At 64.8% G+C, this 19,353-nt stretch carries 19 protein-coding genes and 1 riboswitch; of the genes, 12 read left to right on the forward strand and 7 right to left on the reverse strand.

Annotated elements, in window-relative coordinates:
- The first annotated feature begins 16 nt into the window (after nt 1-16).
- Complete coding sequence (locus ICL81_RS09660; RefSeq protein WP_188034692.1) at nt 17-1,132, forward strand: phosphotransferase; 1,116 nt, start codon at nt 17-19, stop codon at nt 1,130-1,132.
- Between the two features lie 366 nt (nt 1,133-1,498).
- Here ICL81_RS09660 and ICL81_RS09665 read toward each other — a convergent pair whose 3' ends face one another.
- The 7 genes from ICL81_RS09665 to ICL81_RS09695 form a co-directional block, all read right to left on the reverse strand.
- The gene (locus ICL81_RS09665) at nt 1,499-2,017 is read right to left on the reverse strand and encodes a methylated-DNA--[protein]-cysteine S-methyltransferase (protein WP_188034693.1); all 519 of its coding nucleotides are present in this window, start codon (nt 2,015-2,017) and stop codon (nt 1,499-1,501) included.
- Nucleotides 2,018-2,042: 25 nt separating this feature from the next.
- Nucleotides 2,043-2,651, reverse strand: coding sequence for a hypothetical protein (locus ICL81_RS09670; protein WP_188034694.1), 609 nt, complete (start codon nt 2,649-2,651; stop codon nt 2,043-2,045).
- Between the two features lie 29 nt (nt 2,652-2,680).
- Nucleotides 2,681-2,798, reverse strand: a riboswitch (SAM riboswitch).
- Nucleotides 2,799-3,004: 206 nt separating this feature from the next.
- Nucleotides 3,005-4,654, reverse strand: coding sequence for a DHA2 family efflux MFS transporter permease subunit (locus ICL81_RS09675; protein ID WP_188034695.1), 1,650 nt, complete (start codon nt 4,652-4,654; stop codon nt 3,005-3,007).
- 6 nt (nt 4,655-4,660) lie between these two features.
- Nucleotides 4,661-5,104 (reverse strand): DUF2871 domain-containing protein, encoded by a 444-nt coding sequence (locus ICL81_RS09680; RefSeq protein ID WP_188034696.1) that lies wholly within the window; start codon nt 5,102-5,104, stop codon nt 4,661-4,663.
- A gap of 74 nt (nt 5,105-5,178) precedes the next feature.
- Nucleotides 5,179-6,429, reverse strand: coding sequence for a D-alanyl-D-alanine carboxypeptidase (locus tag ICL81_RS09685; RefSeq protein WP_188034697.1), 1,251 nt, complete (start codon nt 6,427-6,429; stop codon nt 5,179-5,181).
- Between the two features lie 61 nt (nt 6,430-6,490).
- Nucleotides 6,491-7,546, reverse strand: coding sequence for a biotin/lipoate A/B protein ligase family protein (locus ICL81_RS09690; RefSeq protein WP_188034698.1), 1,056 nt, complete (start codon nt 7,544-7,546; stop codon nt 6,491-6,493).
- 18 nt (nt 7,547-7,564) lie between these two features.
- Complete coding sequence (locus tag ICL81_RS09695; protein ID WP_188034699.1) at nt 7,565-8,455, reverse strand: alpha/beta fold hydrolase; 891 nt, start codon at nt 8,453-8,455, stop codon at nt 7,565-7,567.
- A gap of 101 nt (nt 8,456-8,556) precedes the next feature.
- On the opposite strand from ICL81_RS09695, the gene ICL81_RS09700 reads away from it, so the two are divergent.
- From ICL81_RS09700 to ICL81_RS09750, 11 genes are all read left to right on the forward strand, one after another.
- The gene (locus ICL81_RS09700; protein ID WP_188034700.1) at nt 8,557-9,501 is read left to right on the forward strand and encodes a 2-hydroxyacid dehydrogenase; all 945 of its coding nucleotides are present in this window, start codon (nt 8,557-8,559) and stop codon (nt 9,499-9,501) included.
- A 65-nt stretch (nt 9,502-9,566) separates the two neighbouring features.
- Entirely contained in the window at nt 9,567-10,508 is a 942-nt protein-coding gene (locus tag ICL81_RS09705) for a 2-hydroxyacid dehydrogenase (protein ID WP_188034701.1), read from the forward strand.
- 24 nt (nt 10,509-10,532) lie between these two features.
- Nucleotides 10,533-11,498: a quinone oxidoreductase gene (locus ICL81_RS09710; protein ID WP_188034702.1), complete on the forward strand. Its 966-nt coding sequence runs from the start codon at nt 10,533-10,535 to the stop codon at nt 11,496-11,498.
- A 126-nt stretch (nt 11,499-11,624) separates the two neighbouring features.
- Nucleotides 11,625-13,010 (forward strand): glycine--tRNA ligase, encoded by a 1,386-nt coding sequence (locus ICL81_RS09715; RefSeq protein ID WP_188024650.1) that lies wholly within the window; start codon nt 11,625-11,627, stop codon nt 13,008-13,010.
- Between the two features lie 128 nt (nt 13,011-13,138).
- Nucleotides 13,139-14,353: a CPBP family intramembrane glutamic endopeptidase gene (locus tag ICL81_RS09720; protein WP_188034703.1), complete on the forward strand. Its 1,215-nt coding sequence runs from the start codon at nt 13,139-13,141 to the stop codon at nt 14,351-14,353.
- The gene (locus ICL81_RS09725; RefSeq protein WP_188034704.1) at nt 14,346-15,677 is read left to right on the forward strand and encodes a hypothetical protein; all 1,332 of its coding nucleotides are present in this window, start codon (nt 14,346-14,348) and stop codon (nt 15,675-15,677) included. Before ICL81_RS09720 ends, ICL81_RS09725 begins: the two co-directional genes overlap by 8 nt.
- 98 nt (nt 15,678-15,775) lie before the next feature.
- A complete protein-coding gene (locus ICL81_RS12040; protein ID WP_251382053.1) occupies nt 15,776-16,135 on the forward strand; it encodes a YtxH domain-containing protein in 360 nt (119 codons plus the stop codon).
- On the forward strand, nt 16,135-16,599 hold the full coding sequence (locus ICL81_RS09735; RefSeq protein ID WP_188034705.1) for a phage holin family protein: 465 nt from the start codon (nt 16,135-16,137) through the stop codon (nt 16,597-16,599). The genes ICL81_RS12040 and ICL81_RS09735 overlap by 1 nt, the downstream gene beginning before the upstream one ends.
- Nucleotides 16,596-16,853 carry a DUF3618 domain-containing protein gene (locus ICL81_RS09740; RefSeq protein WP_188034706.1) on the forward strand — a complete coding sequence of 86 codons (258 nt, stop codon included), beginning with the start codon at nt 16,596-16,598 and terminating at the stop codon, nt 16,851-16,853. Before ICL81_RS09735 ends, ICL81_RS09740 begins: the two co-directional genes overlap by 4 nt.
- 148 nt (nt 16,854-17,001) lie before the next feature.
- Nucleotides 17,002-17,784 (forward strand): uroporphyrinogen-III synthase, encoded by a 783-nt coding sequence (locus ICL81_RS09745; RefSeq protein WP_188034707.1) that lies wholly within the window; start codon nt 17,002-17,004, stop codon nt 17,782-17,784.
- Between the two features lie 273 nt (nt 17,785-18,057).
- Nucleotides 18,058-19,266, forward strand: a complete 1,209-nt coding sequence (locus ICL81_RS09750; RefSeq protein WP_188034708.1) for a cobalamin-independent methionine synthase II family protein — start codon at nt 18,058-18,060, stop codon at nt 19,264-19,266.
- The last annotated feature ends 87 nt before the right edge of the window (nt 19,267-19,353 follow it).

Here is a 19,353-nt window from a genome sequence, read left to right on the forward strand (position 1 = left end):
GAAGTAAGGACTCCGCATGGCCGTCGACACAATCGCCCCCAACTCGCTCGCGCTGACCCCCGCTGAGGTCGACGCTATCTTGGTGAGCCACTACGGCGTCGGATCGCTCGGCATGCAACCGCTCCCAAGCGAGCTCTCGGCCGTGTATCGGGTCGCACTCGCGGACGGCCGCGACGTCGCCTTCAAAGCGATCCACTTCACGGAAGATGACCACGCGCTCGCGCAGTGGCGGATCTCTGCGATGGACCACCTCCAGGATCTCGGCATCCCCGCCGGCCGCACGATCCCGTCGCTCGCAGGGGAGAGCACCGCGGTTGCCGACAGCCCGGCCGGACCGGTCATCGCCCACGTTGGTGAGTGGCTGAGCGGTGTACCGCTTGAGGCGATTCCGCTGACTCCTGAGCTGTTGCGGGTCGTTGGCGCGACCGGTGCCCGTGCGGCGCTCGCGCTTGCGGAGTGGCCCCAGCCGCCCGCTGCCGTCTCGCATCCGTGGGAGCTTGTGCGCACGCTTGATTCGCTCGATACCTCAATGGCTTCGGTGACTGACCCACACATTTCAGCGTTGCTCACACGTGCACGGGAGCTCTATGCGATTCGCGTGGCCCCCGTGATCGACGAGCTTCCGCGCGCGGTCGTGCACCACGACATGCATGACTCCAACCTGTTGATTGACGCGGATCGCGGCGTCGTCAGTGGCGTGCTCGACTTCGGCGACATGGTGTTTGGTCCGCGGATCGCAGACCTCGCAATCACCGCTGGCTATGCGTGCCGCCGCGCGGCAGACCCGGTTGTCGCGTTTATCGATGTTGCTTCCGGTTGGGGGAGCGTCTGGGCGTTGGGCGAGGGCGCTGAGGGTGGGGGTGCTGGTGCCTCTGAGGGTGCTGGCGCGGCGGCCGGCTCGGGAGCCGGTGCTGCCGATCCCTTCACGGAGACCGAGGTTGACGTGCTGTTTGCCTCATCGATTGGCCGCCTTGCCGTGAACCTCAGCATCTGGACTGCCCGCTCCGCGAGTGATCGTGGAGACTACGCCCGAGCGCGTTCGGCGTCGACCGCTCGCGCACTTGAGCTGCTGATCGCCGCGGATCTGGGCGAGGTCGATCGCGCGCTGCGCGAAGCGCTGGTCGCGGGGTAGCGCGGGCGGGCGGGCCGGCCGGGCTGGCCGGGCCCTGGTCCTGGTCCTGGTTTCGGGCTTGGTTCCGCGCCAACCCCGCGAAACAGGGTGTTTCTGTCGAGATTGGCCGCTTCTTGCGTATGAAAGGCAGCGTCTCGGCAGAAAGTGTCCGTTTCGCGGGGCCGAGGCGGGATGCGCCCGGCTGACACTCCCAATGTGCCTCGCCGACCGGCCAGCACCCCTCATTCGGGGGCTCATTGACGAGGAATGACGCCCGCCCATGGCCGAAGCCATGGGCGCCCCGATAAATTTCAGGCGCGCCTGAAGGCGCGGGCAAAACTCCTCCACAGGGCAGTCTGCGAGAGACGGGCCCCGGGCCCGGGCCCGCTAAAACAGCCGCCCGTCGACCTCCGGCGCGGGCTCCTCGAGCGTGAGCAGCGCGTGCTTGCGCTCGATGCCGCCCGCATAGCCCGTCAGTTTGCCGGTCGACCCGACCACCCGGTGACACGGAATGAACACGCACAGCGGGTTCGCCCCAACCGCCTGCCCGACCCGCTGCGCGAGGCCGGGGTTGCCAAGCGTCGCAGCGATCGCGCCGTAGGTGAGCGTCTCGCCGAACGGAATGCCAGCAACCAGCTCCCACACCGAGCGCTGAAAGTCGTCGCCCTCTGGCGTGAACGACAACACAAACTCTTTGCGATCACCCGCAAGGTACTCTCGCAGCTGCGTAGTCGCGGTCGCGATGGTCGGATCGTCCGCGAGGTCGACCCGGGGCCCGAACGTTGCTGCGTCCGGGCGCCGGGTGTGCTCGTCGAAGTAGAGGCCGCTGAGGGCATCGCCGGTCGCGACGATCGTCACGTTGCCGAGTGACGTGGCGACGAGTGCGTGACGGCGAGTGGGATGCATGCCTCTATCCTCTCTCGCTCTGCGGCTACAGCCGAGCGTCGCGCGGATAAATTTTCGCGCCGAGGGCGTCGCGATGTGCGCGGTATTCGCGCACGGTGAGCCCCCGGTCAGCGAGCTCGCGGGCACGTTTCGCGTAGCCGAACGCCTGCACGGGAATGCCAGTGTGCAACCGCTGAATCTCCTCGGCGCGCAGCTGCGAACCCGGGTGCGTAATGCCGCGCGGCTCGTACTGCAGCAGACTCCACGACCACGCGATTGCCTCACCCTGCGTGAAGCCGGCCCAGTCGCCAGTTTCAATCAGGGCGGCGGATCCCGGCGCCGCAAGAGCCTCCTCAACCGCTGCCTGACCCCGCACTCGCCGGGCATCCGCGTCGGCCGCGCGGGCCGCCTCCCGCTCATGCGCGGCCTGTGTGACAGCCAGGGTAATCAGCTCTGCGAGCTGTGCAGCGGTGATGGGGCTGGCTGATCCGCCCCCAGAAAACTCGACCGGGGGATGGTCGCGCAGTACCCGCTCTGCGGCGTGAGTCGCGACGAACGCGTGTTCGGTGGTGAGGGCCGATCCGGCGAAGCGCAGGCCGAGTGCCTCCCACCAGGTGGTGCCCGTGGAATCAAGTGACTGACGTGAAATGGACATGAAAAATGCCCCTCTCCGGGGCGATGCCCCATCGAAACTTGCAACGCGATGTTTCGCGAAGCCCGTTCTTCCCCTGGGACACCCGGGAATCGATGGATTCGGGTTGTCGCGTAACCGGCCAGGTACCTACGGTCACGACTCTTGAACGTTCGATGAGGTTAGCACGGATGCTCGCGCTGCTGTCAAGCCGTCGAGATGACCCCGTTCTCTCGAGATGGCCCGCTTCATGCGTAAGAAAGTCCCCATCTCGAGAGAAACACCTCATCTCGCCGGGCTGGGGGCCGGGGCCGCCAGGGCGAGGGGCCAGCCAGAGCCAGGGGCCAGCCAAGGCCAGAGCCGCCCGCCGGCCCGCTCTACTCCGACGCCCGCCGCAGCTTGGCCGCCCCGACGAATCCGAGCGCGAGGAACACGGCTGCGATGAGAATGGCCCACCGGGTCGCATCCGCGAAGCCGGTCGTGAGGGCGTCGACGGCGGTCGCCGTCTGGTCCCCGAGCGGGCTGTGCACGCCCTGCCCGCGGAGCTGCGCAATGGTCGTGCCGGCCGACTGCCTGGTGGCTTCGGCGATCTGATCCGCGCCCGTGCCAGTGAGGCCTACCGTGCTGAGAGCGGCTGGCAGCGTGAGGGCGAGCGAGACCGACAGGGCCGCTCCGGCGAACGCGGTACCGAGGGCAGAACCGACCTGGCGGACGGTGCTTTGGGTCGCGGATCCTTGCCCCGAAACATCCACCGGAATGTCCTTCAGCACGGTGCCCGCGAGCTGGGCGGAGGCGAGTCCGAGGCCCAGGCCGTAGACCGTGAGCGGAATCGCAATGAGCCAGCCCGAGGTCGCGGGCCCGATGATGAGCGCGAGCGCGACCGCGCCGAGCACTTCGAGCCCGAGGCCGATGAGCACGGTCCCGGGGGAGCCAAACTTCGCAGCAAGATGGCGTGCTGATGCGCCCGACAGGAATGCGCCAACTGCCATCGCGGCGAGAATAAGGCCGGCACCCATGACATCGAGGCCGAGGGCATTGATGAGGTACAGCGGCAACACAAAGATGATCGCGAATTCACCGACGGCAACCATGGCCGCCGTAAGGTTGCCCCACGAGAACGTTGAGTAGGAGAAGAGTCCGAGGTCAAGGAGCGCAGCGCGCTGCACCTTCTCGCGGTGCCGTTCCCAGATCACGAACAGCACGAGTGCGACCGCCGCGATTGCGAAGGCCACGGGGACGGCCGAGATCGCGGCGTTCTTCGACCAGGTCCAGCCGAAGAGTGCGAGGTCTGCCTTCGGGGCCCACCAGCCGAGGTTCGGTCCCTCGATCACGGCAAAGACGAGCGCGCCAAACCCAATTGCGCTGAGGAGGGCGCCATCGACGTCGATGCCGGGGCGATGTTGCACGCCACGGGTTTCTGGCACCGTGAAGAGCGCGGCGATGAAGACGAGTGCGCCGAGGGGAAGATTGACCAGGAAGATCCAGTGCCACGAGGTCCACTGTGTGAGCGCACCGCCCGCGAGCGGGCCAACCGCTGCTGCGCCGGAGATGACCGCACCCCAGACGCCGAATGCTGCCGCGCGATACCTCCCGCGGAACGTCGCGTTCACCGTCGAGAGCGTCGAGGGCATGATGCACGCGGCACCGACGGCTTGCACGGCACGGGCGCCGATGAGCAAGCCCGCTGATGACGCGAGCGCGGCGAGGAGGCTGCCACCGACGAACACGACCAGGCCGACGAGGAAGAGCCGCTTGCGGCCCCAGCGATCCGCGAGATTGCCGGTCGACAGCAGCAGCGCAGCGAGCAACACGGCGTAGAGGCTGTTCACCCACTGCGCATCGGTGATGTTGAGGCCCAGGTCGCCGATGATCGCGGGCAGCGCGACACCAACGATCGTGCCGTCGAGCACGATGAGCCCGAGCCCAATCGACAGGACGGCGAGGGCGAGCCAGTCGCGTCGCGTAGGGGCCGTCACCGCTTCGGCAGTGGGCGCGGATCCCTGCGCTGACTCAGCTGCAGCAGACACGGCAGGCTACGCTTCGACGTGCTTGGACGCCGTTGCGGGCTGTGCCAGCACCGCGCGGCGGAGGGCGATGAAGAACACGATCATGCCAGCGGCGAGGATCGTGTGGCCCAGGCCGGCAATGCCCGAGATCATCGCGTTGCCCTCCTTGCCGAGCACCGTGAGGGATCCGTGCCAGACCAGTACGCCAGCAGTGATGATGAGGCCGATGTTGTACAGCCAGAAGAACCAGGCGAACAGCTTCGGGCTCTTCGAAATGGTGAACACCTTCTCGATGACGAGCACGATGAGCAACACAATGAAGCCGAGCGTGAGCAGGTGCGTGTGCACGACGCCGAGCTGTGTGAACTGCCCCTCGGGGAAGTCGTTGAGCTTCGTGAATTCGCGGTAAAACACGCCAGACAGCACGCCGAGCAGCATGTAGATAAAGGCTGCGTTCAGGAGTTTCTTCATGATGACCTCTTCACCGAGATGGACTGCACAGTTGACCCTGTGTCTCCCATCTTCCTCCCGGTACAACGGTCGCGTCAACGGCCTCCGAAGAACGCGCCAATCACCTCGCCGGGGTGGCTGAGACGCCACAGCAGGTCGGGGCCGGGAATCGTCTTCGTGAGTTCGAGCGGTACTTCAACGGTGCCCTCGGGGCTCGTGACGGTCGCGGTGCCGACGGTTCCCTTGGTGCCGTCCTTCGGCTGCTGCCAGTCGACGCTGACGGTCGCGGCTTCGCCTGGCACGAGGGTTGCTTGCGCTGATCCGCCGACCTTCACGGAGGCCGATTCGCCGGTGACGCCGGTCATCGTGGCCACACTCGTGCCCTCGGTGAGGAGATCGACATGCTGGGGGAGCGCCTGCAGCGTTGCGGCGAGGTCGGTTGCCTGGTCGGCGCGCTCTTCTTCGCTGTCCCGGGCGAGCATAACGGTGAGCTGCGTGAGCGGTCGGCCGTTCACGTTGACGTGCTGGCCGACGACGAAGTTGTAGCCGACCTCCTCGATGAAGCCGGTCTTCAGGCCGAACGTGCCTGCGACGTCGCCGAGCAGCCAGTTCGTCGATTCGACGGTCTTGTCGCTCCACGGCATGGTCGCGGTCGGCATGCTCGTGATCTCGGTGATGGTCGGGTTCTGCGCTGCCAGCCAGCCGATCTTCATGATGTCGGTTGGCGCGGCCGCATTGCGCGCGTCCATGCCGGTCGGCTCGACGAAGGTGAGTGAATCGAGGCCGTGCTTTGTCTTCCACTCATTCACTGCCGCGAGGAATGCATCCTGGCTGCCAAACACTGACATTGCGTAGGCGTAGGCGTAGTCGTTGGCCGACATGATGAGCGAGAGCTCGAGCATCTGGCGGGTGGTGACCTCGGTGCCGATCGGGGTTTCGTAGAGGATGCCGTCGTCGAGACGGTAGAAGTCTTGCTGCGCTACGTCTGCCTCAGACCACACGTGGATGGGGCCGTCTTCGCCGCTCGCGAGCGGCTGCTTTTCGAGGCTCACGAGCACGGTGACGAGCTTGGACACGCTCGCGAGTGGGCGAACGGTGTCATCGTTGACCCAGGTGGTGCCATCAGACCAGCTCACCGCGGTCGGTGCGCTGTAGCTGTTTACGAGGTCTTGCGCCGTTTGCGAATCGACGGTGGTCTCCTGCTCAAGGTCCATTGAGACCTTGAGCGTGGGGGTGTCGAGCGGCGCGAGGGCGCACGTGGCGACGTAGGCGCCGGCGGCGAGTACGACGATGACGGGGATCCCGCGGGTGAGCAGCTTGCGTGTTCGAGAAGTGTTCTGAGGCACAGTTCCAGGTTACGGTCGAGTGGCTGGGCGGACGCGGTGATGACGGGCGACGTCGCCGGGCTTAGGGCACCCGGCGGATCCAGTCTTCGGTCAAGAACTTCTTCTCGACGAGCTGTTCTGCCGCGTCCCACTCGCCCTCGGTGACCTCGCTCTGCGTGCCACCGTGACGACGAATGAAGACCTCCACCAGCCGCTCGACAATCTCTTCGCGTGAGAGACCGGTCTGGCTGCGCAGCGGATCGACTCGCTTCTGCGCGCTCGCGGTGCCCTTGTCGGAGAGCTTCTCGCGGCCGATGCGCAGCACCTCGGTCATCGCGACCGGGTCCATGTCGTAGGCCATCGTCACGTGGTGCAGGACCGCGCCGGAAGCGATGCGCTTCTGCGCTGCGCCGCCGATCTTGCCCTGCGGGCTCGTGATGTCGTTGAGCGGCTTGTACACTGCGTCGATGCCGAGCGAGTGGAGCGCTTCGAGTACCCACTCGTCGAGGAACGCGTACGAGTCTGCGAAGCTCATGCCGCGCACGAGCTCGCCGGGAACGTACAGGGCATACGTGATGCACGCCTCTGGCTCCATGTACATCGCGCCGCCGCCGGAGATGCGGCGAACGAGCTGCGCGCCGCGGGCGTTCAACTGTTCTTCGTCGACCTCGTTCTGCACCGACTGGAAGCTGCCAATGAAGACTGCGGGGCGGTCCCACTCCCAAATGCGGAGCGTGGGGCCGCGGAGCCCCTCGCCGACAGCGGTGGTGAGTACCTCGTCGAGGGCTGCGTTGAGCACGGGCGCGACCGCGCGCTCGTGAATGATCTGCCAGTCGTAGTCGCGCCAGTGCGCTGCGCCGGTGATGGCGCGGCGGATCGCGACACCGACCGAGTCGGGGGTGAAACCGAGCAGGTGCACCTCAGAGGGGAGCGCTGCGCGAATCGCGTCACCGAACGCCTCGATCGTGCTGTTCGGGCTGAGCCCGTTGACTGCTGCGTTGATATCGAGGAGCGCGTCATCGGGCTCCAGGAAGAAGTCGCCAGACAGGCTGAAGTCTGCGATCTTCTCGTCGACGATCGTGAAATCGACGACGACTAGCTTGCCGCCAGGGACCTTGTATTCGCCGTGTACATTCATGACTTCAGGGTACGCCTTCTACTCGGCGACGCGCTCGAGAATCCAGGTAATGACCTCGGTCTCGACCTCGTCAGCGTTGGTTTCATTGAGGATCTCGTGTCGGGCACCCGGGTACTCTCGCAGCGTCACGTCGCGTACCCCGCGCTGGCGGTACAGGTCTGCAAGGCGGCGGAGCCCGTCACCGCGGCTGAGCGGGTCGTCATCGCCGGCAACGAGGAGCAGTGGAACGTCGGGAGCGAGGCCGTGGCCGGGCTTACCGAAGAGGCGTAGGCCGTCAGCAACGCCAAACAGTTTGATGATGTCGGCTGAGAAGCAGAGCTCGTCAGCGATGAACTTCGCTGCGGTCTCGGGGTTGCGGCTGAGCCACTCGAAGCCGTTCGCCCCCTCGCCAGCCCAGCGTGCGTTGAGGTCGCCCGACTCCATGTATCGGAGACTGCGTAGCGCAGAACCGCTCAGCACGACCGCGTCCCACAGTCGCGGATGCTCGTTCAAGATGCGCTGCGTCATCAGTGAGCCCCACGAGTGACCGAACATCACGACGGGCAGGCCTGTGTGCCGTTCGCGAATCATGCCGGTGAACTGCACGATCGCCGCCTCGGTCGCGCGCAGGCCACCGGGGCCGAGCTTGCCGAGGAGCGAGAGATCGCCATCGTGCTGCTTGCGACCGGTTTCTCCGTGACCGCGGTGGTCGTCGGCGTAGACCGCGAACCCTGCGAGGGCGAGGCGGCGCGCGAAGTGGTCGTAGCGAAGCGCGTGCTCGCCAATGCCGTGCGCGATTTGCACGGCACCAACCAGCTCGCCGTCGTTGACGGTGCTGTCTGGTAGCCAGGAGTATGCCGCGATCTCGATACCGAGCTCGTCGACGTAGTTCACGGACTGGAAACTCACGTGGTTCGTGCTTGCGGTCATTGCGGCCTCATTGTCTTTCGCTGGCTGGCGGTCGGTGCGCCGGGTAATTCGATGGTAGACGGGACCGCAGACATTGTGCACCCGTCGCTACACTCGGTGGCATGACAGAACCTCTTGTTGTTGCACTGCCGCAGGACCCGGGGCTGCGTGAGGCCATCGGTGATCCGCGCAACGTTCGGTTCGTAGATTGGGATCTCACCGGGCCCGCGCCCGAAGCCCACATCGATCTCGTCGTGGCGAGCAACTTTGGCTATCACGAGGGGCTCGCGCGGTTGGCTGAGGTGAATCCTCGGCTCGTGCAGTGGCAGTGGATTGGCTACGACGATGTCCCGCAGTATCTTCCCGAGGGCATCCCGCTAGCGAACGCATCTGGCGTTCACGACGGACCCACTGCAGAACTCGCGGTCGCCCTCACGCTCGCAGCGCAGCGCGGACTTCCCCGGTACATTCGGGCCGCGGATCGCCACGCATGGGAAACCGAATTCTTCCCGAGCCTGTGCGACAAGCGCGTGCTGATCGTCGGCTACGGCGGCGTCGGCAAGGCCATCGAGGCGCGACTGGCCGGCTTCGAGGCAGAGATCTCGCGCATGGCACGATCCGCGCGCACCGAGCGCAACCTCGCAGGAGAAGAGGTCGAGGTGCTCGGCTTCGCCGACCTGCACGCGCAGCTCGCCGTGAGCGACGTCGTGGTCCTTGCCGTCCCCCTCACCGCACAAACCCAGCACCTGATCGACGCAACCGCGCTCGCCGCACTGCCAGACGGGGCCCTCCTCGTGAACATCGCGCGTGGGGGCGTGGTCGACACTGACGCGCTTGTGGCCGAGCTGTCAGGGGCGCGGATCCGGGCAGCCCTCGACGTCACCGACCCCGAGCCGTTGCCCGCGGATCACCCGCTGTGGAGCGCCCCGAACGTGCTCATCACCCCGCACGCTGGCGCCGATTCAGACGCGCTGCTGCCGCGGATGGCGGCGCTGATCCGCCGTCAGATCACTGCATTGCAAGCTGGCGAGACGCCGGTAAACCTCGTGCTTGGGCCTGGCGCCTAGGCGGATCTTCCGCGGATTTCCGCGGTCAAACTTCGAATGTCGGTGGGTGCAAGGAGAATAACTTCATGAACACGAACGAGCGCAACATCGCAGTCTCCGTGCCGAGCGGGGAGCTGCACGAGGCCCTTGCGGGCACGCCCGGCATCGACCTGATCGCATGGGACTGCGACGGCCCCGCGCCGCGCGACCAGATCGACATCGTCGTGCCGCCGTACCGCGGCTCGAACCGTCGACTCGAGCGCCTCGCTGGGTGCGAGGTTGGGCTTGTGCAACTCCAAATGAATGGGTACGAAGGCGTCGGCCAGTACCTGACGCCGGGCCAGCTCGTTGCGAATGCGTCAGGGGTGCATGACACCTCGACTGCTGAGCTCGCGGTTGCGCTCATGCTCGCTTCTCAACGTGGTCTGCCCGACTTCATTAGTGCCGCCGACGAAGAGCGCTGGGAATACGCGCCCATGCCGAGCCTCGCTGACCGTCGCGTGCTCATCGTGGGGTACGGCGGCATCGGCAAGGCGATCGAATCTCGTCTCGCCGGCTTTGAAGTCGAGATTGCGCGTCTTGCGCGCACCGCTCGCACCGAGCAAAACCTCGCTGGGGGTGATGTACACGTCCACGGCTTCGATGAGCTCCACGCGCAGCTCGCGCTGGCCGACGTAGTCGTGCTCATCACGCCGCTCACCGAACAGACCAGGCACCTCCTCGACGCTGGTGCGCTCGCCGCATTGCCCGATGGCGCTCTTGTGGTGAACGTCGCACGTGGGGCGGTCATCGACACCGACGCGCTCGTTGCCGAGCTATCGACCGGTCGCATTCGTGCGGCGCTCGATGTGACCGACCCTGAGCCGTTGCCTGCCGGTCATCCGCTGTGGCGTACGCCCGGCACCATTGTGGTGCCGCACGTTGGCGGCGGAGCGAGCTCCATGCTGCCGCGCATGCGCGCGCTTGTGCTGCGCCAGGTCGAGCACCTGCGCGCGGATGAGCCGTACGAGAATCTCGTCACGGTGTAAATATTCGACGAATCAAGGGGTGCGATGATGCAGGCAATTGTTGTTGAACAGACCGGTGGTCCCGAGGTGCTCGTTGCGCAGGCAGCGCCAGCTCCCGTCCCGGGTCCAGGCGAGCTGCTTGTGGAGACGGCAGCGGTTGGCGTCAACTTCATCGAGATCTACCAGCGCGGTGGTGTCTACGCGATGGAGCTGCCGTACATTCCCGGCGCAGAGGCTGCTGGCACGGTGCTCGCCGTAGGTGATGGCGTCACTGACTTTGCGCCAGGCGATCGCATTGCGACGGCTGCCGCACGTGGCACCTATGCTGAGCAGTTTGTTGTCGCAGGGGCTCAGGCAGTTATTGTGCCAGCGGGCGTCGAGCTCGATGTTGCTGGCGCGCTGCCGTTGCAAGGCTGCACCGCGCACTATCTCGCATTCTCAGTCGCGACCCCCCAGCCGGGGGAGTGGGTGCTCCTGCATGCTGGAGCCGGCGGAGTCGGTCAGTTACTCACCCAGCTCCTCGTTGCCCACGGTGTGCGGGTCATCGCGACCGCGTCGACAGATGAGAAGCGGGCCCTGTGCCGTGAAGCTGGCGCAGAGCATGCGCTGCCTTACGAAGGCTTTGCTGAGCGCGTGCGCGAGATCACCAACGGTGCTGGCGTCGCCGTTGCGTACGACGGCGTTGGCCGAGACACGTTCGACGGTTCCCTCGCATCGCTACGTGTGCGCGGCGACCTTGTGTTGTTCGGTGGCGCGAGCGGTCAGGTGCCGCCGTTCGACTTACAACGGTTGAACGCTGGCGGTTCGCTTCGCGTCAGCCGGCCCACACTTGGGCACTTCATGCTGACCCCTGAAGAGCGCGCCTGGCGCTACCGCGAACTCTTCGACGCCGTCTCGGCTGGAACGCTACGCGTACGCATCGGGGAACGGTTTGCCCTGGCCGATGCGGCTGAAGCGCACCGCGCACTCGCAGGTCGCGGCACGACGGGCAAGGTCATTCTCGTGCCATAACGAGACACAACCGCCCCAAATTCCATAGCCCGGCCCGCTCGCAGAGGCAAGAGAGTAGGCTTGAGGATGTGCGTGCATAAGCACGCTGGACCAAGATCCCCGCTTGCCCCTTGGAGTGATATTCACATGGCTGAACAGTCCCGTCTCGACAAAGTCATCGCACTTGCCCGCCACCGCGGTTTTGTCTTCCAGGCAGGTGAAATCTACGGTGGTTCGCGCTCTGCATGGGACTACGGCCCCCTCGGCACCGCGCTGAAGGAAAACATCAAGCGCCAGTGGTGGAAGTCGATGGTGCAGAAGCGCGACGACGTCGTCGGCATTGATTCGAGCATCATTCTTCCCAAGCAGGTCTGGGAAGCATCGGGCCACGTTGAGGTCTTCAGTGACCCCCTCGTTGAGTGCCTGAGCTGCCACAAGCGTCAGCGCGAAGACCACCTCCTCGAGGCATTCGAAGAGAAGAAGGGTCGCGCACCCGAAAACGGCATGGCAGACATCGTCTGTGCAAACTGTGGCACCCGCGGTCAGTGGACCGAGCCCCGCGCATTCTCGGGTCTGCTCAAGACCTACCTCGGCCCCGTCGATGACGAGGCTGGAATGCATTACCTCCGCCCCGAGACCGCTCAGGGCATCTTCGTGAACTTCGCAAACGTGCTGCAGGCAGCACGCATGAAGCCGCCCTTCGGCATCGGCCAGATCGGTAAGAGCTTCCGCAACGAGATCACACCAGGTAACTTCATCTTCCGCACCCGTGAGTTCGAGCAGATGGAGATGGAATTCTTCGTCGAGCCCGGCACTGACGAAGAGTGGCAGGAATACTGGATGAACGAGCGTTGGAACTGGTACGTCGATCTCGGCATCGACGCAGACAACCTGCGCTTCTACGATCACCCCAAGGAAAAGCTGTCGCACTACTCGAAGCGCACCGCTGACATCGAGTACCGCTTCGGCTTCCAGGGCAGCGAGTGGGGCGAGCTCGAAGGCATCGCGAACCGCACCGACTTTGACCTCTCGACCCACTCGAAGCACTCGGGCAAGGAGCTCAGCTTCTTCGACCAGAACAAGGACGAGCGCTACACCCCGTACGTGATCGAGCCCGCGGCTGGCCTCACCCGCTCGCTCATGGCGTTCCTCGTTGACGCATACCGCGAAGAGGAGGTGCCGAACGCGAAGGGCGGCACCGACAAGCGCACCGTGCTTGGCCTTGACCCGCGCCTCGCGCCCATCAAGGTTGCTGTTCTTCCCCTCAGCCGCAACGAAAAGCTCTCGCCGCTCGCGCGCGAGATCGCTGCAGACCTGCGCCAGGACTGGAACATCGACTTCGACGATGCAGGCGCAATCGGCCGCCGCTACCGCCGCCAGGACGAGATCGGTACCCCGTTCTGTGTCACTGTCGACTTCGACTCGCTCGATGACGACGCAGTGACGATCCGCGAACGCGACACCATGGAGCAGACGCGCGTGCCGCGCGCTGAACTCTACGGCTTCCTCGCAGAGCGTCTCCGCGGCGCATAACGTTGAAACGGGGCGGGGCACAACTCAGGTTGTTCTCCGCCCCGCCCGTTTCGGGCTTCGGCCCGGGGCTCCGCACCACTCGCAGCTCAGATCCCTGCCGCGGTCACTGAGCGCATTGAAAGGCCAGTATGACCTCCTCAGCCCCTCAGAACGACCCTGACCCGGCCGCACAGCCCGCGCCCGGTCAGCCGGCACCCGGAGTGCCCGGTTCGACCGTGCCGCAGGCCTGGGCCTGGGCGAAGCCCGCACAGGTGGCGGTGCCACGTCTCGTCGAGACTGAGCCACTTGAGTACCACCGCCTGTATCGCGGTGCCGCAAAGTTCCAGTGGTGGAAGCCACTCGTGCTCGTGCTGCTCGCCGGCGTCTTCTACCTTGCCTTCAGCGTGGCCATCAGCTTCGCGCTCATGCCGCTGCTTATGTCGTTCGACCCCGACTTCCTCATGCAGTCCGCGAGTGGTGAGGTCGTACTCGACACCCAACGCCCGCTGAGCGTGTTGTACAGCCTGCTTGCGATCTCTTCGATGCTGCCCGCTGTCATCCTTGCAATGCTGTGCATGGGCATTCGCCCGACTGGCCGCGTTTGGTCGGTTGCTGGGCGGATCCGCTGGGGCCTGCTCGGCCGCACCACGCTCTTCGCGATTGCTGGCGTTGCGACGATGAACATCGTCGGCATCGCGGCATCGTATGCGCTTGACCCAGGCTCCTTCGTTGCAACCGGCGAAGACCTGCTCCCTAACTTCAGCCTCAACGCTGCGCTGCTTTCGGGCATCTTCATCCTGCTCCTGGTGCCCATTCAGGCGACAGCTGAAGAAGTGGTGTTCCGCGGTGTTGGCATGCAGGTGTTTGGCTCCTGGGTAAAGTCCCCGTGGCTTGCGGTGCTTGTGCCCTCGGTGCTGTTCGCAATGGCACACATCTACGACATCTGGGGCATGCTCGCGGTTGGCCTCATGGGCCTGGTTGCGGCATGGCTTGCCTGGCGAACCGGCGGCCTCGAAGCAGCCATCGCGATCCATGTTGTAAACAACCTCGTCGCCTTCGGCTTTATGACCAGCGGAACCACAGGCGAGACCGCACAGGTCGCCGAGGGTGGCAGCCTTGGCGCTGTCATCGGCGAGATCGCCGGTCTCGGTCTCTTTGCGTGGTTGGTCGTCCGGAGCTTCAACAAGCACGGCTACGGTCGCGAGCGCATTGACCTCGTCGTACGCGAGGTGCCGGTCGCCGCGTCGGCATACGAGCCTGCGCCTGCCGATGCACCGCTCTCACCCGGAGCTGCCCCTGCGCCTACGAATGCAGCGCCCCAAGACACCAACCCTGAAACTCTGAAGGACACCCCCAATGCGTGAAGTTATCGTGACCGGCACGAGTACCACGGTGCTCGCAGCAGCGCTTGAATGCGCGCAGGTCGGTATTCGCATGCGGATCGCGCCCGAAGCAGAAGGCGAGCAGCCCAACGCGCACGGTGCCCGCCAGGCGGGCATCCGCGATGCACAGGGTGAATTCACTGAATTCCTCGAGCATGTTTCAGCACCCATTGGCGAGGGTGGCCCGGCTGAGGCGCGCACGCGCCCGATCCGCACGGCGCCCGCGGCAATCGCACTCCGCGGCCGCACGGGTGCATGGGGCGAACAGCCTTGGCCATCGGTCGTCGGCATCCCGGCGGTGCCGCTCGCGACGAAGACCACCGCGCTCATCGGCGGCCGCGCCTCAGCTCGCGCCTACCTTGACCGGGTGAAGCCCGTCCTCACCATCGGTAAGGAGTCGCAGCTGAGCCACCTCGTTGATACGCGAGTTGGAGTCGTGACCCGTGAGCTGCTCGTCGAACCCTTTATCCAGGAGCGTTTTGGGCGCCCCTCAACCGATGTCGAAGTGGCAACCGTAGCTCCCGGACTCAACGAGGCACTCACCCGCGTCGGCTCACTCACCGGTGCCGTTCTTGCGACCGCGCCCGAAGCTGAGCAGCGCGACACACTTGTGAGCGCCGTCGCCGGCTGGGACGAACTACGCGCTGCGCTCCTCGAGCGCCTCGAACCGTACGGTGCCGAGCTGCTTCCCGAAGCCCTTGTCTCACTGCGTCGAGTCGGCGACGCATGGGTCGGACGCGACGCATCAGGTCACGAGTATCGTGCTGATGCGGTCATCGTTGACGCCGAGCACGCGCTCGCTGCTGCGGGTGAACTCGCAGAGGCTCTGAGTGCAGTCGTGGCCGACGACACTCAGCAGCGCGCATTTGCCGAGGTCGCAATCGTTGCCCCCGGTCGCGACATCGACTCGCTCGAACTCGCACAGGATGGCGCAGGAGCGACTTGGTCGATCCGCACCCGAAAGCTCGGCGATGGCACGTGGCTCGCAGAAATCGCGGGTGCGGCCTTCGCGGCCGGCCCCGAGGCGCTCACACGTGAGGCAGCGGCGACCCGTATGAGTGAGGCGTTGCAGAGCGTTGCGCTCGAGGCCTCAGCAGAGATTTTTGCGCGGATCGAAGCGGCACCCTTCACCAGCCACACGCTGCGTGACGCTGCTGAAGCCGCACGCGCTGAACTGGCAGAGACGGAACTCACGGTTCTCGCTTGTGGCCCCGCGCTGCACGGCGGCGATCTAGCTGCCGCTGTGGGCGACGCCAGGGCACAGGCGCAGGTCATGCGTCGCCGTCTCGCCGGCATCAGCAAGTAAGTAATCGCTCAACTTCACAAAAGACACCAGTGGTGAACCAGTGAGTCCGATGTAGGCTTGCGGATGCACACATTCACCCGCGATCGGGAGGCGCATACATGAAGGGCAAAGTTGCTTTCGTATTGGGAGCGGCCGTCGGCTACGTACTGGGTACGCGAGCTGGGCGTGAACGGTATGCGCAGATCAAGCGCGGAGCGACGCAGGTGTGGGAATCCGCGCCTGTGCAGAGCGGTGTTGACGCAGTCAACGGCGCCGTCGGCGCGCAGATCGACCGCGTAAAGGTCACACTCATCGATGCCGGCAAGCGCGCGTTTACCGCCGTGGTGAACGGCACGGATGCGAAGACCGCGGCACCCGCCGACGCGAAGGCGCCTGCAAAGGCGCAGTCCCAGGCTGCTGACGCAGACGCCGCCTCGGCGACCACTGACAAGCCTGCCGCTGAGCAGGAGGCAATGTAATGAGCCCCCGCAAAGACGGTAGCCCCGGCACCGTTGAACTGATTGCTCGCCTGCCGTACCAGATCGTTCGGCTCGCGAAGGCGGAAATTAATAACGCCAAGGTTGAGGTCATCGCCAAGGCGAAGAAGGCTGGCATTGGCGCTGGTGCGATTGTTATCGCATTGTTCTTCTTGTTCTTCATGCTGGAAGCGCTCGTGATTGCCGCCATCGCTGCGCTCGCGCTTGTGTGGCCGTGGTGGCTCGCAGCGCTCACCGTTGCCGGCGCGCTTCTGCTGCTTGCAGCCGGTGCGATTGCCGGTGGTGTGGCACTGATCCGCCGAGGAAACCCGGTGCCAGACGAAACCCTCGGTCGCTTGAACGGCGATCTTGAGGCGCTCAGCGAAGTACAGATCAACGCAAGTGCAAAGCCGCAGGCCGCGGCGCACCGTGTGCCGCAGGTTGGCGAACAGGGGAATTGGCGATGAACCAGCAGGAACGCGTAGCGGGAGTCGCTGAGGCGCAGACCGCACGAGCAGAGCTGTACGACACGCTCTCGCTCCTCACGGATCGTTTGAACTACGCGCAGCGCATCGATGATGCGGTGGATCGCACCAAGGTGCGTTTCTCCCGATTGCGCGAAGAAAAGCCCGTCGAAGCAATGGCGATCGTGGCCGGCGCAGCAGTCGCAGTTGGTGCCGTTGTTTGGGCAGTTGCAGCAGGGCTGACACGTAAGCGCTGATGCGCTAGTCGATCCGCCACAAAGTGCTCGATTCGTTTTTAGACGAATTCGCGGGTAGCGTGGTCGGGGAAGTATTGTTGATCCGTCGTTTGTGGGCGACTGGTTCATATACAGTGGTTCAGTCCGTTGATGTGTTGAAGTGGGGATTATGTCGAATGAGACGAAGCCGCTGAGCGGCCTTCGTGTGCTCGTTCCCCGTGGAGGTACGTGGGGCGAACTCGTCTCGCAGGCACTTCGCGAGCGTGGAGCACAGACGGTGATTTCACCACTTGTGGACTTTGCGCACACCAGTGAGGAAGAGACACTCGTCCAGAATCTCCAGCGACTTGAAGCTGGCGACTTTGACTGGATGACCGCAACGAGCGCGACTGTTGCAGACGTACTTAAGCACCACGGTGCTGTGATCCACGAGCACACCAAGGTGGCACTCGTGGGGGAGGCGACCGCAGTTGCGTTCCGCGACGCAGGTTACCCCGTAGATTTCACGCCTGATGAGTTCAATAACACGACTCACCAGCTGCTCAAGGAGTGGAAAGAGATCGACGAGGACAAAGTCCTCAAGGTACTCACCCTCCGTTCGGACGTTGCTCGTCCCGTACTGACCGAAGGCCTCATCGGCCGCGGCCATGATGTCTCACAGGTGCTCGCATTCCGCACCGTCGGGGTGCCCGCGGGTATCCAGATTCGTGAGGACATTGCCTCGGGTCACATCAACGCGATTCTGGTGGCCTCGCCCAAGATTGCGCTTGAGGTGGAGAAGCAGTTCCCTGAGCGCCCAGCAACAACGATCCTTGCGTGCGTCGGCCCCGACACCATTCGTGCGGCTGAAGAGCTTGGTCTCCGTTCACCGGACGTCGTGAACTCTGAGCAGCAGCAGGTCATCGCAGATGCCGTCGAGGCAACGATCGACCACAGCGACATGCTCGACTAGTTTTTGACCCGGTCCTGGCGTCAGCCAGAATCTGGTAGCAGCCAGAACCCTGCGTCAGCCAGCGCCTGGCAGCAGCAAACCCCTCGAGATCGACACTTTCTGTCGAAACGAGGGGTTTCTTGCGTATGAAGGGCCCATTCTCGGGAGAAACTGCCCTTTTCGCGAGGTTGAGTCAGACCAACACCGTGCAAGCCATCCGTAACCAACTGCAACAAGTCGTCACGCAACGACACCAGAGTTGGGCAGCGCACTGCGCGTCGATAGGTTCGAGACATGACGAAGATCGAGACCACCACCGCTGGTAGCCTGCCCCGCACGCAGGCGCTCATTGACGCCAACAAGGCCCGCACCTTCGAGGACGACGGCTTCACGCTCAAGTCCACTCCCGAGTTCGAAGAGCTCGTGACTGAGGCAGTGCGCGACGTTGTTGAGCGTCAGCGTGACCTCGGCATCACCCAGCCGGGCGATGGCGAATTCGGCAAGGCGATGTCGAACTCGGTGGATTACGGTGCATGGTGGGCATACTCGTTCCAGCGCACCTCTGGCCTCTCGCTCACCGGTGGCAATATCTTCACCGCTCCCGTGCAGCGTTCGGCTCCCGGCGACGTCAAGCTGACCTCGTTCCCTGACCGCCGCGACTGGACCATCTTCGCTGATGCGTACCAGGACCCCGAGTCAGGCATCGGCACCGGCAAGAACGCGACTGAGTTCCCCGCGACCACCGGCCCGCTGACCTTCATCGGCCAGGATGCTGTGGCCAGTGATGTGCGCAACCTCAAGGCTGCTCTGCAGCCCGGTGAGCAGGGCTTCATCACCTCGCTCGCTCCCGGCTGTGGTGCTCGTATCGAGAACGAGTACTACAAGACCGAGCAGGAGCACATCGACGCATGGGTCGAGGTCCAGCGCGAAGAGTTCAAGGCAATCACCGATGCGGGTCTGATCGTTCAGATTGATGATCCCTCGCTCGCTGAGAACTGGGACCAGATCAACCCCGAGCCCTCTATCGAGGACTACCTTGCGTTCACTCAGATCCGCATCGATGCGATCAACGAAGCAATCAAGGGTCTCCCCAAGGAGCTCGTCCGTCTGCACCTCTGCTGGGGTTCGTGGCACGGCCCGCACTCGACCGATATCGAGCTCAAGCACATCCTCAAGACCATCCTGGGCGCGAACGTCGGCCAGATCTCGTTCGAGGCCGCCAACGCACGTCACGAACATGAGTGGGCGGTCTGGGAAGAGAACAAGAACATCATCCCCGAGGACCTCATCCTGGTTCCCGGCGTGATCGGCCACTCGACCAACCTCATCGAGCACCCTGAGCTCGTCGCACAGCGCATCGAGCGTTTCGCGAAGGTCGTCGGCCCCGAGCGCGTCATCGCGGCAACCGACTGTGGCCTTGGCGGCCGCGTCCACCCGCAGATCGCTTGGGCAAAGCTCGAGGCTCTGGGCGAGGGCGCACGCATCGCGGGCGCTCGCATCTAACGACCAGCGCAGACGCACAGGGGCGGGGGGGGGGGGCCCCCAAGGCCAGGCGCCCCCCCCGGGCCAGCCCCGACAGGCGCGGGGCCG

The sequence above is a fragment of the Leucobacter sp. cx-328 genome, assembly GCF_014530035.1.
Lineage (GTDB): Bacteria > Actinomycetota > Actinomycetes > Actinomycetales > Microbacteriaceae > Leucobacter.

Excerpts from the sequence above, each read along its gene's own strand:
- ICL81_RS09740 (WP_188034706.1), top strand. The coding sequence starts at position 16,596 with ATGAACCAGCAGGAACGCGTAGCGGGAGTCGCTGAGGCGCAGACCGCA.
- ICL81_RS09725 (WP_188034704.1), top strand. The coding sequence starts at position 14,346 with ATGCGTGAAGTTATCGTGACCGGCACGAGTACCACGGTGCTCGCAGCA.
- ICL81_RS09670 (WP_188034694.1), bottom strand. The coding sequence starts at position 2,651 with ATGTCCATTTCACGTCAGTCACTTGATTCCACGGGCACCACCTGGTGG.
- ICL81_RS09745 (WP_188034707.1), top strand. The coding sequence starts at position 17,002 with ATGTCGAATGAGACGAAGCCGCTGAGCGGCCTTCGTGTGCTCGTTCCC.
- ICL81_RS09665 (WP_188034693.1), bottom strand. The coding sequence starts at position 2,017 with ATGCATCCCACTCGCCGTCACGCACTCGTCGCCACGTCACTCGGCAAC.
- ICL81_RS09715 (WP_188024650.1), top strand. The coding sequence starts at position 11,625 with ATGGCTGAACAGTCCCGTCTCGACAAAGTCATCGCACTTGCCCGCCAC.
- ICL81_RS09690 (WP_188034698.1), bottom strand. The coding sequence starts at position 7,546 with ATGAATGTACACGGCGAATACAAGGTCCCTGGCGGCAAGCTAGTCGTC.
- ICL81_RS09700 (WP_188034700.1), top strand. The coding sequence starts at position 8,557 with ATGACAGAACCTCTTGTTGTTGCACTGCCGCAGGACCCGGGGCTGCGT.
- ICL81_RS09680 (WP_188034696.1), bottom strand. The coding sequence starts at position 5,104 with ATGAAGAAACTCCTGAACGCAGCCTTTATCTACATGCTGCTCGGCGTG.
- ICL81_RS09660 (WP_188034692.1), top strand. The coding sequence starts at position 17 with ATGGCCGTCGACACAATCGCCCCCAACTCGCTCGCGCTGACCCCCGCT.
- ICL81_RS09735 (WP_188034705.1), top strand. The coding sequence starts at position 16,135 with ATGAGCCCCCGCAAAGACGGTAGCCCCGGCACCGTTGAACTGATTGCT.
- ICL81_RS09750 (WP_188034708.1), top strand. The coding sequence starts at position 18,058 with ATGACGAAGATCGAGACCACCACCGCTGGTAGCCTGCCCCGCACGCAG.
- ICL81_RS09705 (WP_188034701.1), top strand. The coding sequence starts at position 9,567 with ATGAACACGAACGAGCGCAACATCGCAGTCTCCGTGCCGAGCGGGGAG.
- ICL81_RS09695 (WP_188034699.1), bottom strand. The coding sequence starts at position 8,455 with ATGACCGCAAGCACGAACCACGTGAGTTTCCAGTCCGTGAACTACGTC.
- ICL81_RS09720 (WP_188034703.1), top strand. The coding sequence starts at position 13,139 with ATGACCTCCTCAGCCCCTCAGAACGACCCTGACCCGGCCGCACAGCCC.
- ICL81_RS09710 (WP_188034702.1), top strand. The coding sequence starts at position 10,533 with ATGATGCAGGCAATTGTTGTTGAACAGACCGGTGGTCCCGAGGTGCTC.
- ICL81_RS12040 (WP_251382053.1), top strand. The coding sequence starts at position 15,776 with ATGAAGGGCAAAGTTGCTTTCGTATTGGGAGCGGCCGTCGGCTACGTA.